Origin of the sequence: Streptomyces cacaoi, assembly GCF_006539165.1 — a bacterium.
Taxonomy (GTDB): Bacteria; Actinomycetota; Actinomycetes; order Streptomycetales; family Streptomycetaceae; genus Streptomyces; species Streptomyces cacaoi.
Genome location: NZ_BJMM01000039.1, coordinates 23010 through 38490 on the forward strand (window position 1 = coordinate 23010; position 15481 = coordinate 38490).

Sequence of the window (15481 nt, forward strand, 5' to 3'; positions counted from 1 at the left end):
CCTTTTCGAGTCCGGCTCGGCCCGTTCCCGCCCTCCGGCCCGGCTCAGCCGTTCCCCGACCCTTTCTCATTCGGCTCGGCCCATCCGCCCTCCCTCTCCGCCCCTCCCTTTCCGGTCCGGCTCAACCCATGGGCGGTGGAGGGCGACGGGCGGGAGGAAGTCGGCCCTCGGGGAGTATCCGAACGGAAATTAGCGGTAGCGGAGCGATCTTGATTCCGGTTCGGCGACGTGCCCGTTTTGCCTGCTCAGCGGGCTCTACGTTCCTGGCCATGCCTGTTGAATACCTGTCTGCTGAGCAAGAGGCCCGCTACGGCCGGTTCGCCACGGAACCCTCACCCGGAGAGCTGGAACAGTTCTTCCGCCTGGACACCAGGGCCCTGGAGCTCGCTCGGGCGAAGCGCCGTTCGGCTACGAGGTTGGGGTGGGCGGTGCAGTGGGGCACGGTGCGGATGCTCGGCACCTTCCTGACCGAGGACCCCACGGCGGTACCGGCCTCCGTGGTGCGGTTCGTCGCCGAGCAGCTCGGTCTGGACGACGAGCAATTCGCCGAGTACGGGACGCGCGCGCAGACGGTCTACGAACACGCGTGGGAGATCCGCGACACCTACGGCTACCGGGACTTCGCGGCCGGGGAGGCGGAGCTGCGGGAGTTTCTGGCGGCGCGGGTGTGGTCGTCGCTTGAGGGGCCGCGGGCCCTGTTCGACCGGGCGGTGGTGTGGCTGGTGAACAACCGGGTGCTGCTGCCGGGTGTGACGTCGCTGGCCCGGATGGTGGCCGCGCTCCGTCAGGAGGAGAACGACCGGCTGCACGCCGCGCTGTACGAGGTGGTGCCGTACGAGCTGCGGACCGAGATGGTCCGGCTGCTGGAGGTGCCGGAGAAGAAGCGGGTGTCGGAGCTGGAGCGGCTGCGGCTGGGCCCGATGCGGGTGTCGGGCAAGGCTATGGAACTGGCCCTGGACCGCGCCCGCGAGGTGCGGGGCCTGGGGGCCGGCGCGGTGGATGCCGGACGGGTTCCGGCCGCGCGGATGACCGGGCTGGCCCGGTACGGGCTGACCTCGAAGGCGCCAACGCTGAAGCGGCTGGAGGTTACGCGGCAGACCGCGACGCTGCTGGCGACCGTTCGGCACCTGGAGACCGCGACGGTGGATGACGCGCTCGATCTGCTGCATGCGCTGATGGCCACCAAGCTGCTGGCGAAGGCCGAGCGGATGGGCAACGACGCCAAGCTCAAGGCCCTGCCGCAGTTGCGCAAGGCCGCGAAGAAGGTCGCCGCAGCAGTCGACGTGCTGATGACGACGCCGCCCGCAACCGACACCGGCGAGCTCGTCTCCGTGGTCGACGCGTGGTCCGCAATCGAGCAGGTCGTGCCGCGCGAGCAGCTGGCCGAGGCGCTCGCCACGATCGCCTCGGTGGTCCCGGAAAGCGACGGGGACGACGACGCGGAATGGCGGGCCGAGCTGGTCGCCCGCTACGGCACGGTGCGTGGCTTCATCCGCCTCCTGGTCGAGGTCATCGACTTCGGCGCCGTCGAAGCCGGGACGCCCGTCGTTCAGGCCCTCAAGCAGCTCCCGGATCTGATCGGCCGCAAGAAGGTCGGCGCCGAAGAGGTCGCCTCCCATCTGGTGACGGGCTCGTGGCGGCGGCTGGTGTTCGCCAACCCCAACCTGCCGCACGGCCTGGTCGACAAGGCCGCATACTCGTTCTGCGTCCTGGAGCATCTGCACCGCTCCCTGCGCCGGCGGGACGTGTTCGCCAAGGACGGCGACCGCTGGGGCGACCCCCGCGCCAAGCTGCTGGCCGGGGAAAAGTGGACGGCCGCCGCGCCGAAGGTGCTCACCGCGCTCGGCCTGGAGAGCGAGCCGGCCGGACACCTCGCCGAACTCGCCTCCGCTCTGCACGCCGCGTACGTCCAGGTCGCCACCGGGCTTCCGGGCAACACGGCGCTGGAGGTCGTGGGCGGGAAGCTGAAGCTGGGCAAGCTCGGCAGAGCGGAGGAGCCCAAGCTCATGCCGCCGTTCCGGCAGCTGGTCAACGGCATGCTGCCGAAGGTCGACTTCCCCGAGCTGCTGCTGGAGGTCGCCGAGCTGACCGGGATGGCGGACGCCTTCACGCACATCTCCGGCGCCGACTCTCACATGGAAGGCTTCACCACCAGTCTGTGCGCCGTCCTGCTGACGGAAGCGTGCAACGTCGGGTTCACCCCGGTCATCAAGCCGGACGTCCCGGCGCTCAGCCGGGGCCGTCTGGTCCAAGTCGATCAGGGCTACTTCCGGGCGGAGAACATCTCGGTGGCGAACGGCCTGTTCATCGAGGCCCAGGCAAAGATCGACGTCGTGAGGGCGTGGGGTGGCGGCCTGGTCGCCTCCGCCGACGGGGTCCGCTTCACCGTGCCCGTCCAGACCCTGTACGCGGGTTCGAACCCCCGGTATTTCGGTCTGCGGCACAAGGGCGCCACCTGGCTGAATGTGGTGAACGACCAGGTGATGGGGCTGGGCGGGGTGGTCGTGCCGGGCACGCTGCGCGACTCGCTGTTCATCCTGGACGCCATCCACGCCCGCGACGGCGGCCCGAAGCCGGAGACCGTCATCACCGACACCGCGTCGTACTCCGACATCGTCTTCGGCCTGTTCGCCATCTGTGGCTACCAGTTCTCGCCGAGGATCGCCGACATCTCCGACGCCCGGCTGTGGCGGACGAACACCGCGGCCGACTACGGGCCGCTCCAGCCGGTCTCCAACCACACCATCCGCCTGGACCGGATACGCGCCCACTGGGGCGACATGCTCCGCGTGGCAGGCTCCCTGACCCTGGGCGAGATCCGCGGACACGACCTCATCCGCATGCTCTCCCGCGACGGCAAGCCCACCGGGCTCGGCGACGCGTTCGCCCACTACGGACGGATCTTCAAGACCCTGCACCTGCTCCAGTTCGTCTCTGACGAGGGATACCGGCGCATGATCGGCGCCCAGCTCAACGTCGCCGAGGCCCGCCACCGCCTCGCCCGGAAGATCTTCTTCGGCCAGCGCGGCGAACTGCGCCAGCACTACCGCGAGGGCATGGAGGACCAGCTCGGCGCCCTGGGCCTGGCACTGAACGCGGTGGTCCTGTTCAACAGCCTCTACATCGACGCCGCCGTCAAGCAGCTGGCCGCCGACGGCTTCCCCGTCACCGACGAACTGCTCGCCCGGCTCTCCCCACTCCAGTACGACCACATCAACTTCCTCGGCCGCTACGCCTTCACCCGACCTGCTGCGCCGGGGCTGCGACAGCTACGCGACCCGCGCACGGACGAAGATGATGACGACTGCGGGCAGAATTGAGTGTCAAGAGCCGACAGGACGCTGATCACTGTGCGGGCCAGCGCCTTCGTGCTTGCCGTGCTACTCGCGACGGCCATCGGCCCCCGATGTCCGGCCGCTTTCAGGCGGTGCTGATCGGCGCCGGGTTCTCGGGGAGCTGCCAGCTGCCACCGCGGTCCTCCGCCGAAAAGCGCGCGGCGAGATCGGGAACGTGCAGGAAGCAGGCCAGTGCGGTGGCGGCCTGGAAGGCGTCGATCGCACGCTGGGTCATCGGCATGCCCAGGCGCAGGAGACGCGGATTCACTTCGCCCTGGATCTCGTCGACGAAGGGCCGCAGCACGCTGTCGTAGTTCGCCAGTGCGGTCGGCACGTCGCCCGGGTGCCGGTTGATCTCGCCGGCCAGGACGTAGGCGCCCACCAGGCCGCCGGAGATGCCCATGCCGCTGTACGGGGAAGCGCAGTGGGCGGCGTCGCCGGCGAGGACCACGCGGCCCTTGGACCAGGTGTCGGTTCGGACCTGGACTATCTCTTGGGAGTAGAAGAAGGGGCTCGTCCGCATGCCGTCGATGAAGCGTTCCGTCTGCCAGCCCGCGTCGCGGAACCTGCTCGCCCAGAACTCCTGCTGGCGCTCGACGGGTTCCCGGTGGATGGCCGAGGCCTCCTCGGACTCCTCCCGCATGACGAAGTACACCTGGGTCTCGGTCGGGTTGTGGCTGCGGCGCATGATCTGACGGCCGCCCGGGACCATGTAGGTGTCCCGGATGTTGCTGTCGGACGCGATGCGCGGGACGAACCAGTAGGCCATGTGGATGCCGACCCGCCAGTACGGGTCGAAGCCCTCCGGGAGGATCGCCTGCCGGATGCGCGATCCCTGCCCGTCCGCGCCGACCAGGAGATCGAACTCGCCGGAGGACCCGTCGGAGAAGTGCGCGACGACCTTCTGTTCGTCTTGCTCGAAGCCGTCCACGCTCACGCCGAAGACGTACTCGGTGTCGTCCTTCGACGCGTCGTGCAGGATGCGTACCAGGTCACCGCGCATGATCTCGTACTCGGACGTGAGGCTCTGCCGGCCACGGCCTGAGGTGTTGGCCATGATCGTCGCCTTGGCCCTGCCGCGCGCGTCGACGAAGGCGACACCTGCCTCGTCCACCAGCTTGCCGCGGACGGAGTCCAAAAGCCCCATCCGCTCGACGGCCTCGATGCCCTGCCCCCGGAGGTCGACCTGCGCCCCGGTGGCCCGCAGCGCCGGGAAGCGTTCGACGATCGTTACCCTGTGTCCGCCGCGCGTGAGCCAGAAGCCCAGCGCCTGCCCTGTTATCCCGCCGCCGGCGACAAGGACCCGCAGGGGGCGCGCTCCCGATCCGTCGACCATGCCCATCACCCCAAAAATCTATCAGTGAATGATTCCTCTCCAGAGTCATCTATCAGTGATAGATTTGTCAACATGACCAAGGTGAACCGCGAGATCGTCGTCTCCGAAGCGCTCGACCTGCTCGACGAGGTCGGGCTGGACACGGTCAGTACGCGGCGGCTGGCGAAGCGACTGGGCGTCGAACAGCCCTCGCTCTACTGGTACTTCCGCACCAAGAAGGACCTCTTCGCCGCCATGGCGGAGGCAGCCATGGCACCGCATGCGGCCGTGGCGCTGCCGACACCCGACGACGACTGGCGTGACTGGTTCCTGGACAACACGCGAAGCTTCCGGCGCACCCTGCTGATGCGCCGGGACGGCGCACGCCTCCACGCGGGCAGCACCCCCGTCGGCGACCTCGACCGGATCCGCCGCAAGATGGAATTCCTGGTCGCCTCCGGAGTGCCTGAGCGGGATGCGCAGATGGCGATGCTGGCCGCCAGCCGTTTCACGGTCGGCAGTGTCCTGGAGGAGCAGGCGGACGCCGGCTCCGGCGACGGCTCGGTTCCGCAGGTGGACATGCCTGCGATCGACCACGAGTCGGCGTTCGAGGCCGGCCTGACCCTCATCCTGGACGGCCTGGTGCACCGCACCGCGATGCGGGCCGCCTCCACCTGTCGTCAAACGATCGTTTGACGACAGGGAGCCGACGCGTCCAATGAACCCGAGCAATCAGGGGTTCGCGGCGGCGCAATCCAATCAGATCCGATAGAGATTGCTGACAGGGTTTGACGACAGGTAGGGTCCGATCCTCCGTACGGAAGGGCCCCTCGGTGGCGAACCTGGTCTACAAGCGCGTCTCGACCGACCAGCAGTCCACCGCCCGCCAGAACCTCGTCCTGGAGGAGGCCGAGATCGAGGACCCGGTCGTCTCCGAGGAGGACGGCGGCACCTCCAGCCGCCTTCACCCCCTCCAGCGCCCGAAGTTCGGCGAGCTGCTCACCTACGCGCGGCCGGGCGACACCGTGCACATCTCCGAGATGTTCCGCCTAGTACGCGGCACCGGCCACATCCTTGACGTGCTCGACGTCCTCCACCGCGACCGCCTCGCGCTGCGCATCCACGACGGCGCGTTCTCCGCCATGGACCTCACCGCCCGCCACCCGCGCACCGGCGAACTGCTGTCCACAGTGAAGTTCATGGTGCAGACCCTCGCCGCCGCCGGCGAACTCCAACGCGACCTCCAACGCGAGCTGACCTGCGACGGACTGCGCGCCGCCGAGGCCAAGGGCAGCAAGGGCGGACGCCGCCCCGCCGTGGCGGCCGCGAAGACCGAAACCGTACGCTCCTCGTACCTGCAGGGCCGCTCCATCGCCGCCCTCGCGCGCGATCACGGCGTCAGCCGCGGCGCGATCCGCACCGCCGTCGCGGGCCTCCTGCCCGACCACACCGCCATCGAGGAGCAAGTCCCCGCCCCGGAGCTGCCGGTCACCCTCGACATGCCGGGCAAGGTCGCCGACTTCCTCCGCACCACCGAGCTGGAGCCCGCCGAGCGCGCCGCGCTCGGCCAAGGGGCGACCGTACGGCGCGGTCAGGGCTACACCCTGCGCGTCACCGCCGTCCCCGCCGTGCACCGAGGGCTCCTCGCCCGCTGCCAGCCGCTCGACGGCGTCCAGGGCGCCCCTGCGGTTCCGGCCCAACGCAAGGCCCGCCGCGAGTACGAGAACCGGGTCAGTGCCCTCATCCTGACCGGACCATGATCAAGGTCAGCGGCTACCGCTATTTTCCGTTCGGATGCTCCCCAAGGGCCAAGTCCCCCTGTCCACAAGGCCGTTCACCGGTGCGGGGGCCGGGCCCGGCGCGGGCTGCCGAAGTATGCGGAGGCTCATGTTCCAGGGAAGGTAAGGCTAGGCTAATCTAAGCGGCATGAAGCTTGGTGAAGGCCCGGCCGGGAGCGCGCGTGCGCGCGGGCAGCAGCTGGCGGCCGAAGGCGTGACGGTGGCCTACGACGGCGTCGATGTCGTGCACGATGCCGCCCTCACGCTCCGGCCCGGCGACATCACCGCGCTCGTCGGCCCCAACGGCAGCGGGAAGTCGACCCTCCTGCGCACGCTGGCACGGCTCCAGCGGGCCCGGCGCGGCACGCTCACCCTCGACTCCGCGACCGACGGTCTCGCCCTCACCGCACGGGAGTTCGCCCGCCACGTCGCCCTGCTCACCCAGGGACGGCCCACACCCGGCGGACTCACCGTGCGCGACCTCGTCGAGTTCGGCCGCTACCCCTACCGGGGCCGCTTCGGCGGACAGGACCCGGACGGCGCCGCCGCCGTGGACCGCGCCCTGCGGATGACCGGCGTCCACGAGCTGGCCGGGCGGGGAGCCGAACACCTCTCGGGCGGGCAGCTCCAGCGCGTCTGGCTCGCCGGCTGCCTCGCCCAGGAGACCGGAGTGCTCCTGCTCGACGAGCCGACGACCTATCTCGACCTGCGCTACCAGGTCGAACTCCTGGACCTCGTCCGCGATCTGGCCGACGACCACGCCATCGCGGTGGGCGTCGTCCTGCACGACCTGGACCAGGCGGCGGCCGTCGCCGACCGGATCGCGCTGATCCAGGCGGGGCGGATCGTCGCCGACGGCGCCCCCGCCGAAGTGCTGACACCGGAGCGCCTGACCGATGCCTACGGCATCCGGATCGAGGTCGACACCGATCCCCTGACCGGCCAACTGCGCACCCGTGCGATAGGCCGTCACCACTTGCGAAGCGAAAGGCTCGGCACCACCCCATGAGACGCCTGACGATCACCGTGTCCGCCGCCGCGGCGGCGGCCCTCCTGCTGGCCGGCTGCGGCACCACCGAACCCGCCTCCGACAGCTCGGACGGCTCGGCGGACCGGATCTCGCTCACCGGCGCCGGCGGCGCGAAGGTGACCCTCGACAAGCCCGCGAAGAAGGTCGTCGCCACCGAGTGGAACGTGGTCGAGAGCCTCGTCTCGCTGGGCGTCGACCCCGCCGGGGTCGCCGACGTCAAGGGCTACAAGACGTGGAACACGGCCGCCCCGCTGCGCAACAGCCCCAAGGACATCGGCACCCGCGGCGAGCCGAGCATGGACGCGGTCGCCTCGATCGCGCCCGACCTCGTCGTCGCCACCAATGATCTGCCGGCCTCGGCGGTCAAGCAGCTGCGGAAGATCGCGCCGGTGCTGGTGGTCCGCTCGGCCGACGCCTCCGACCAGCTCGGCCGGATGAAGAAGAACCTCGACCTCATGGCCGAGGCCACCGGCCGGGAGAAGCAGGCGGCAGCCGCGAAGAAGGCGTTCGACGCGAAGATCGCCGCGGACCGGAAGAAGATCGAGGACGCCGGGCTCGACGGTTCGAAGGTCGCCTTCGCCGACGGCTACGTGGCCTCCAATCAGGTCTCCATCCGCCCCTACACCAAGGGCTCGCTGGTCGGGGCCGTCAACGAGGAACTCGGCCTGAAGAACGCCTGGAAGGCCAAGGGCGACAAGAACTACGGGCTGGCCACCACCGATGTGGAGGGGCTGACGGAGCTGGGGGACGACGTCCGGTTCGCCTACATCGGCGGTGACGAGGGCGGCCGCGACCCGTTCAAGAAGGAGCTGGCCGACAACGCCACCTGGAAGTCGCTGCCGTTCGTCGAGTCCGGCGATGTGCACCGACTGCCCGACGGCATCTGGATGTTCGGCGGCCCGGCCTCGATGGGGGCCTACGCCGACGCCCTCGTCGACGCGCTGAAGAAGTAGCGCCGTGCCCGGCACCGCAACCCCCTCGGCCCGGCGCTCCTCCGGCACCGGTGCTCCCCCGGCCCCCGCCCCGGGGCCGGGGGAGCACCGGGCACCGGAAGATCCCCGGGAGAGCCGGGTGTCCCGGCCGGCCTGGGCCGGCGCGGCCGTCGTGACGGGCGCGCTCGTGCTGCTCGTCGCCGTCCTCGCCGTCGTCGATCTGACGCAGGGCACCGCCGCCGTCGGGACGCGCGAGGTGTGGGAGGCGCTCACCGGGCAGGCCCGGCAGGGCGACTCCTCCGTCGTGCTCGCCTCGCGTCTGCCACGGATCGCCGCCGGCGTCCTCGTCGGCGTCGGACTCGGCGCCGCCGGTGCGGCGTTGCAGGCCGTGAGCCGCAACGTGCTCGCCACACCGGACACCCTCGCCGTGAACGCCGGCTCGTATCTGATGCTCGCGCTGGTCTCCGCCACCGGGGTGTCGCTGCCCTTCCTGGCCTCCTCCGGCGTCGCGTTCGTCGGAGCGCTCGCCGCGGCAGCCGCCGTGCTCGGGCTCTCCGGCCCCGGCACCGGGACCGTCCGGCTCGTGCTGGCCGGCAGCGCGCTCGCGCTCGGCGTCCGCTCGGTGACCGACGGCCTGCTGCTGCTCTTCCCGGAACGGACCGAGGGCCTCTACCAGTGGGGCCAGGGCTCCATCGGGCAGAACGGCGCGGGCGGTGTGGCGCAGATGGCACCGGTCGCGCTCCTCGGGCTCGTCGGGCTGGTGCTCGTCGCCCGCCGTATCGACGTGCTCGGACTGGGCGACGACGCCGCACGCGGACTCGGCGTCCCCGTCCGCCGGACGAGGCTCACGGTCGTCGCACTGGCCGCGCTGCTCTCCGCCGCCGCCGTGACGCTCGCCGGGCCGATCGGCTTCGTCGGGCTGTGCGCCCCGGCGCTGGTGCGCCCGCTCGCGGGCCGGAACCGGGCCTTCGCCCGGGCGCGGCTGACCATCCCCGTGGCCGGGCTGGCCGGGGCCGCGCTGGTGCTCGGCTCGGATGTGCTGCTGCGGGCCGCCGTCTCCGCCGAGTCCGCCGTCGCCGTGCCCACGGGCGTCGTCACCAGCGTCGTCGGTGCCGGGTTCCTCGTCGTGATGGCCCTGCGCATCCGGGACGGCGGCGGCGCCTCGGCGCCCGACCGGCTGCGGGTGCGGGGCCGGACCGCGGTCGTGGTCACCGTGGTCGTCCTGACGGCCGTGGTCGTCGGAGTGGCGCTCGCCGCCGTGCTCCTGGGCGACACCAAGCTGCTGCTCGGCGACGTCGCCAACTGGGCGCAGGGACGGGCCGGTCGGGCCACCTCCTTCGTGCTCGACACCCGGGTGCCGCGGGTGCTCGCCGCGCTTCTCGCCGGGGCGGCGCTCGCCCTGGCCGGCACCCTGGTGCAGGCCGTCACCCGCAACCCCCTCGCGGAGCCCGGCATCCTCGGTGTCTCCGGCGGTGCCGCGCTCGGCGCCGTGCTGGTCGTCACCGCGGTGCCGGCCGCCGGCGCGTGGGGCGTCTCCGGTGCCGCGTTCGCCGGCGCCTCGGCCACCGCCGTGCTCGTCTTCGGCCTCGCCGCACGCGGCGGATTCCGGCAGAACCGGCTCGTCCTCGTCGGCGTCGGCGTGTCGGCCGGGACCAGCGCGCTCATCAGCCTGCTCATCGTCCTCACCGACCCGTTCAACGCGACGAAGGCGCTCACCTGGCTGTCCGGCTCGACCTACGGGCGGACGGCGGACGAGGTGCTGCCGCTCGCCGTCGTCCTCGTGGCCGGCACCGCCGTCGCCCTCGCGCGGCGCGGCGCGCTCGACCTCGTCTCGCTCGACGAGGACACACCCCGGCTGCTCGGACTGCGGCTCGGCAGCGGGCGATTCGGCTTCCTCGTGCTGAGCGTGCTGCTCAGCGCCACCGCCGTGGCCGCCGCCGGCACGATCGGCTTCGTGGGGCTCGTGGCGCCGCACGCCGCCCGGGCGCTGGTGGGCCGGCGGCATGTGCGCAGCCTGCCCGTGGCGATGCTCCTGGGCGCCACCCTGGTGTGCCTCGCCGATCTGCTCGGCCGTACGGTCATCGCCCCGGCACAGCTCGGCGCGGGCCTGATGACGGCCGTCGTCGGCACGCCCTACTTCCTCCACCTCCTCGTCCGGAGCCGACGCTGAGGACACGGCCTAGGATCGCGGCATGCTGCGACGTACGCCCGGATGGTGGCTTCAGACAACCGGCGTGGTGCACACGGCACTCGGGGCCGTGCTGTACCGGGACGTGTACGCGGGAATGGGCCGCGACAAGGTGCTCGCGACCGTGCCCGAACGGGGCGACCGTGCCACCGCGTTCTGGTTCACCGCGGCCGGTACCGCGATCTTCCTCGGCGGCCGGCTGCTGCGTTCCGCCGAGGAACACGGGGACGGCGCCGCGCAGCGCACCGCCGGCGCGACCCTGCTCGGCGTCGGTGCTGTGGGCTCCGCCATGATGCCGCGCGGCGGCTTCTGGGCCCTCCTCGCCATCGGCGGCGCGGCCGTACGCCGGGGGAGAAAGCTCTAGCTCCGGTTGCCTGTTCGGCGGGCCGCGCGGAGGTATTCGCGGTTCATCGCGGCGATCGACGGCATCGGGATGCCCTTGGGACAGGCGGTGGCGCAGGCGCCGGTCAGGGTGCAGCCGCCGAAGCCCTCCTCGTCCATCCGGTCGACCATGTCCAGCACCCGGGTCTCCCGCTCCGGTGCGCCCTGCGGCAGCACGTTCAGATGGTTGACCTTGGCCGAGGTGAACAGCATGGCCGAGCCGTTGGGGCAGGCGGCCACACAGGCGCCGCAGCCGATGCACTCGGCGTGGGTGAACGCGGCGTCGGCGTCCGGCTTGGGCACCGGGGTGGCGTGTGCCTCCGGCGCGCTGCCGGTGGGCACGGTGATGTAGCCGCCGGCGCCGATGACGCGGTCGAAGGCGGAGCGGTCGACGACCAGGTCCCGTACGACGGGGAAGGCCGCGGCGCGCCACGGCTCGATGTCGATGGTGTCGCCGTCCGCGAAGTGCCGCATGTGCAGCTGGCAGGTGGTGGTGCGTTCCGGGCCGTGCGCCTGGCCGTTGATGACCATGCCGCAGGCCCCGCAGATGCCCTCGCGGCAGTCGTGGTCGAAGGCGACCGGCTCCTCGCCGCGCAGGATCAGCGCCTCGTTGAGGGTGTCGAGCATCTCCAGGAACGACATGTCGGGGGAGATGTCCTCGACCTCGTAGGTGTGCATGCCGCCGGGTGAACCGGCGTCCGGCTGGCGCCAGATGCGCAGGGTCAGCCGCATGCCCCGGCCGGTCCGGCCGTGCGCGGTGTCGTCGGTGGCGGGGACGCTCATGTGTAGCTCCGCTGGGTGGGGTGGACGTGGGCGAAGTCGAGATGTTCCCTGTGGAGCACGGGCGGCCGGCCGGTGCCGGTGAACTCCCAGGCGGCGACGTAGGAGAACTCCTCGTCCTTGCGGGCGGCCTCGCCCTGCTCGGTGCGGGACTCCTCGCGGAAGTGGCCGCCGCAGGACTCGGTGCGGTGCAGCGCGTCCAGGCACATGAGTTCGGCCAGTTCGAGGTGGTCGGCGACGCGGTTGGCCTTCTCCAGCGACTGGTTGAGGGTCTCGCCCGAGCCGGGCACCCGCACCCGCTCCCAGAACTCGGCGCGCAGCTGCGGCACCCGCTCCAGCGCCTTGCGCAGCCCGGCCTCGGTACGAGACATCCCGCACTCGTCCCACAGCAGTTCGCCCAGCTCCCGGTGGAAGGAGTCGGGGGTGCGGTCGCCCTGGTTGGACAGCAGCGCGTACAGCCGTTCCGTGACGGCGGACACCGCCTCGTGGACGGCCGGATGGTCCGCCGTGGGCGTGTCCGTGTGCGGATGCCGGGCGAGGTAGTCGCCGAGGGTGGCGGGCAGCACGAAGTAGCCGTCGGCGAGGCCCTGCATCAGCGCGGAGGCGCCGAGCCGGTTGGCCCCGTGGTCGGAGAAGTTGGCCTCGCCGATGGCGAAGAGGCCGGGAACGGTGGTCTGGAGGTCGTAGTCGACCCACAGGCCGCCCATCGTGTAGTGGATCGCGGGATAGATCCGCATGGGACGCTCGTAGGGGTCCTCGGCGGTGATCCGCGCGTACATCTCGAAGAGGTTGCCGTACTTCTCCTCGACGGCGGCGCGGCCCATCCGGGCGAGCGCGTCGGCGAAGTCGAGGTAGACGCCCTGCCCGCCGGGGCCGACGCCGCGCCCTTCGTCGCACACGTTCTTGGCGGCGCGGGAGGCGATGTCGCGGGGGACGAGGTTGCCGAACGAGGGGTAGAGCCGCTCCAGGTAGTAGTCGCGCTCGTCCTCGGGGATGTCCTGCGGCGGGCGGTGGTCGCCGGCCTTCTTCGGCACCCAGATCCGGCCGTCGTTGCGCAGCGACTCGCTCATCAGCGTCAGCTTCGACTGGTGGTCGCCGGAGCGCGGGATGCAGGTGGGATGGATCTGGGTGAAGCACGGGTTGGCGAAGTGGGCGCCCCTGCGGTGGGCCCGCCAGACGGCCGTCGCGTTGGAGTTCTTGGCGTTGGTCGACAGATAGAAGGCGTTGCCGTAGCCGCCGGTGGCCAGGACGACGGCGTCGGCGAAGTAGGTGTCGATCCGCCCGGTCAGCAGGTCCCGGGCGACGATTCCGCGGGCGCGGCCGTCGATGACGAGCAGATCGAGCATCTCGGTGCGCGGATGCATCTCGACGGTGCCGGCCGCGATCTGCCGGGAGAGCGCCTGGTAGGCCCCGAGCAGCAGTTGCTGGCCGGTCTGGCCGCGCGCGTAGAACGTCCGGGAGACCTGCACGCCGCCGAACGACCGGGTGTCCAGCAGCCCCCCGTACTCCCGCGCGAACGGCACGCCCTGCGCGACGCACTGGTCGATGATCTCCACGGAGACCTCGGCGAGCCGGTGCACATTGGACTCGCGGGAGCGGAAGTCACCGCCCTTGACGGTGTCGTAGAACAGCCGCTGCACGGAGTCGCCGTCGTTGCGGTAGTTCTTCGCCGCGTTGATCCCGCCCTGCGCGGCCACCGAGTGCGCCCGGCGCGGCGAGTCCTGGTAGCAGAACTGGACGACGCGGTAGCCGGCCTCGGCCAGCGTCGCCCCGGCCGAGCCGCCGGCCAGCCCGGTGCCGACGACGATGACGGTGTGCTTGCGCCGGTTGGCCGGGTTGACCAGCTTCATCTCGAACCGCCGCCGCTTCCACCGCTCGGCGATCGGCCCGTCGGGTGCCTTCGTGTCGACGAGTGGCTCGCCCGTCGTCCAGCTCTCGTAGGGGGTGCTCATCTCAGTTCACGACTCCCGTCATGACGCCGATCGGGACTGCGAGGAAGCCGGCGGTCAGCACCGCGGCGAGCACGTCGGCCGTGGCCTTGAGCAGGCGCGCGGCGCCCGGCCTGGTCACCCCGAGGGTCTGGGCCGCCGCCCAGAAGCCGTGCCGGATGTGCAGGCCGACGGCGAGCATCGCGACGATGTAGATGACGCACGCGTACCAGGTGCCGAAACCGGCGACGATGTTCTCGTACGGGTGGCCCGCCTGGCCGCGCGGATTGACCGTGCCGGTCGTCAGATCGAGCAGGTGCCAGACGACGAAGAGCGCGATGATCACCCCGCCCCAGCGCATGGTGCGCGTCGCGTAATCCGTCCTGCGCCGCCGGTACTTGACCGGACGGGCCGCGATGCCGCGCCTGCTGAGCTGGTAGGCGCTCACCCCGTGCAGGACGACGGCCGCCAGCAGGACCACACGCACGATCCACAGGAACCACTCGTGGTGCAGGACGGGACCGCCGATGGTGCGCAGCCAGTGCGCGTAGCCGTTCATCTCGTCCGGCCCGAAGAAGACCTTGAGGTTGCCGAGCATGTGCGCGACCAGATAGCCGAGCATGACCAGCCCGCTGACCGCCATGACGGTCTTCTTGCCGATCGTCGAGGACCACAGGGTGCGCAGGAAGCCCCCGCGGGACCGGCCGCGGGGCCGGGGAGGCCGGGAGGGCCCGGGTGGCCGCGGGGTGCGGGCCGGTGGTGCCGCGGGTGCGCTCCGGGTGCTGGTGTTCGTCGCCGCCGTCGCCATGGTTGTCGACGGTAAGGAGCCCCGGAGCATCAGTCCAAGACATGAAGGAGCTGTACCCGATAGCCTGCGGCTATCAACGCTGTCTATCCTGGGACACCATGCAGCTCCAGCAGCTTCGCTACTTCGCGGCCGTCGCCGAGACCCGCCACTTCACCCGCGCCGCCCAGCGCGAGCACGTCGCCCAGCCCTCGCTCTCCCAGCAGATCCGGGCGCTGGAGCGGGAGTTGGGCGCCGAACTCTTCCACCGGGCCCGCGGGCACATCTCGCTGACCGACGCCGGCGCCGCGCTGCTGCCGCTCGCCCGCAGGGTGCTGGCCGACACCGAGACCGCACGCCGCGAGGTCCAGGAGGTCGCCCAGCTGCGCCGCGGCCGGGTCCGGCTCGGGGCGCCGCCCAGCCTGTGCGCGAGCATCGTCCCGGATGTGCTGCGCGCCTTCCACGACCGCTATCCCGGTGTGGACCTGGTGGTGCACGAGGACGGCTCCCAGGACCTGGTGCGGGTGCTGGCCGCCGGCGAGCTGGACCTCGCGCTGATCATCACCCCGCTCGCCGGCCAGCGCCCGGCGCTGACCACCGTCGAGCTGCTGCGCGAGGAGCTGGTCCTCGTCTCGCCGCCGGAGGAGCCCGCGCCGGTGCGCGGCGGCCGGATCCGCGTCGACGATCTGCGCGAGCGCCCCCTGGCGATGTTCCGACGCGGCTACGACCTGCGGGAGTTCACCGTCGCCGCCTGCCGCGAGGCCGGTTTCGAGCCCGTCTTCGGCGTCGAGGGCGGCGAGATGGACGCCGTACTGGCCTTCGTGAGGGCGGGGTTGGGGCTCGCCGTCGTGCCGAGCATGGTGGCCGACCGGTCCGGCCTGCGCACCACCCGGTTCGCCGCGCCCGGCCTGCACCGCACCATCTCCGTCGCGCACCGGGGCGACGTCTCGCCGCCCCGCGCGGCCCGCGAACTCCAGCGCATCCTCACCGAACGGCTCGCCCGCGACGGCTGAACGGCCGGGCCGGGCGC

General features: G+C 71.5%; 12 protein-coding genes. 8 read left to right on the forward strand and 4 right to left on the reverse strand.

From position 1 onward, the window contains the following. Positions 1–269: 269 nt before the first annotated feature. Complete coding sequence (locus SCA03_RS27015; RefSeq protein ID WP_030883970.1) at positions 270–3320, forward strand: Tn3 family transposase; 3051 nt, start codon at positions 270–272, stop codon at positions 3318–3320. Positions 3321–3420: 100 nt separating this feature from the next. Here SCA03_RS27015 and SCA03_RS27020 read toward each other — a convergent pair whose 3' ends face one another. Continuing rightward, the gene (locus SCA03_RS27020; RefSeq protein ID WP_030883967.1) at positions 3421–4671 is read right to left on the reverse strand and encodes an FAD-dependent monooxygenase; all 1251 of its coding nucleotides are present in this window, start codon (positions 4669–4671) and stop codon (positions 3421–3423) included. A gap of 72 nt (positions 4672–4743) precedes the next feature. Between SCA03_RS27020 and SCA03_RS27025 the strand changes: the two genes are divergently transcribed. The 6 genes from SCA03_RS27025 (at position 4744) to SCA03_RS27050 (ending at position 10942) form a co-directional block, all read left to right on the forward strand. Beyond that, entirely contained in the window at positions 4744–5346 is a 603-nt protein-coding gene (locus SCA03_RS27025) for a TetR/AcrR family transcriptional regulator C-terminal domain-containing protein (RefSeq protein WP_086815514.1), read from the forward strand. 137 nt (positions 5347–5483) lie between these two features. Continuing rightward, positions 5484–6410: a recombinase family protein gene (locus tag SCA03_RS27030; protein WP_086815515.1), complete on the forward strand. Its 927-nt coding sequence runs from the start codon at positions 5484–5486 to the stop codon at positions 6408–6410. A 166-nt stretch (positions 6411–6576) separates the two neighbouring features. Continuing rightward, complete coding sequence (locus SCA03_RS27035) at positions 6577–7437, forward strand: ABC transporter ATP-binding protein (protein WP_030883671.1); 861 nt, start codon at positions 6577–6579, stop codon at positions 7435–7437. Further along, positions 7434–8411 carry an ABC transporter substrate-binding protein gene (locus SCA03_RS27040; protein ID WP_086815516.1) on the forward strand — a complete coding sequence of 326 codons (978 nt, stop codon included), beginning with the start codon at positions 7434–7436 and terminating at the stop codon, positions 8409–8411. The genes SCA03_RS27035 and SCA03_RS27040 overlap by 4 nt, the downstream gene beginning before the upstream one ends. Before the next feature lie 118 nt (positions 8412–8529). Beyond that, entirely contained in the window at positions 8530–10560 is a 2031-nt protein-coding gene (locus SCA03_RS27045; RefSeq protein ID WP_086815517.1) for an iron ABC transporter permease, read from the forward strand. 22 nt (positions 10561–10582) lie between these two features. After that, on the forward strand, positions 10583–10942 hold the full coding sequence (locus SCA03_RS27050; protein ID WP_030883680.1) for a DUF6463 family protein: 360 nt from the start codon (positions 10583–10585) through the stop codon (positions 10940–10942). Here the strand turns inward: SCA03_RS27050 and SCA03_RS27055 are convergent. From SCA03_RS27055 to SCA03_RS27065, 3 genes are read right to left on the reverse strand one after another with little or no spacing between them, the layout of a single operon-like run. Next, on the reverse strand, positions 10939–11691 hold the full coding sequence (locus tag SCA03_RS27055) for a succinate dehydrogenase/fumarate reductase iron-sulfur subunit (protein WP_030883685.1): 753 nt from the start codon (positions 11689–11691) through the stop codon (positions 10939–10941). The genes SCA03_RS27050 and SCA03_RS27055 overlap by 4 nt on opposite strands. A 47-nt stretch (positions 11692–11738) precedes the next feature. Then, entirely contained in the window at positions 11739–13691 is a 1953-nt protein-coding gene (locus SCA03_RS27060; protein ID WP_030883686.1) for a fumarate reductase/succinate dehydrogenase flavoprotein subunit, read from the reverse strand. Position 13692: 1 nt separating this feature from the next. Next, the gene (locus SCA03_RS27065) at positions 13693–14475 is read right to left on the reverse strand and encodes a succinate dehydrogenase cytochrome b subunit (RefSeq protein ID WP_078873452.1); all 783 of its coding nucleotides are present in this window, start codon (positions 14473–14475) and stop codon (positions 13693–13695) included. Positions 14476–14573: 98 nt separating this feature from the next. On the opposite strand from SCA03_RS27065, the gene SCA03_RS27070 reads away from it, so the two are divergent. Further along, entirely contained in the window at positions 14574–15464 is an 891-nt protein-coding gene (locus SCA03_RS27070) for a LysR family transcriptional regulator (RefSeq protein ID WP_030883691.1), read from the forward strand. The last annotated feature ends 17 nt before the right edge of the window (positions 15465–15481 follow it).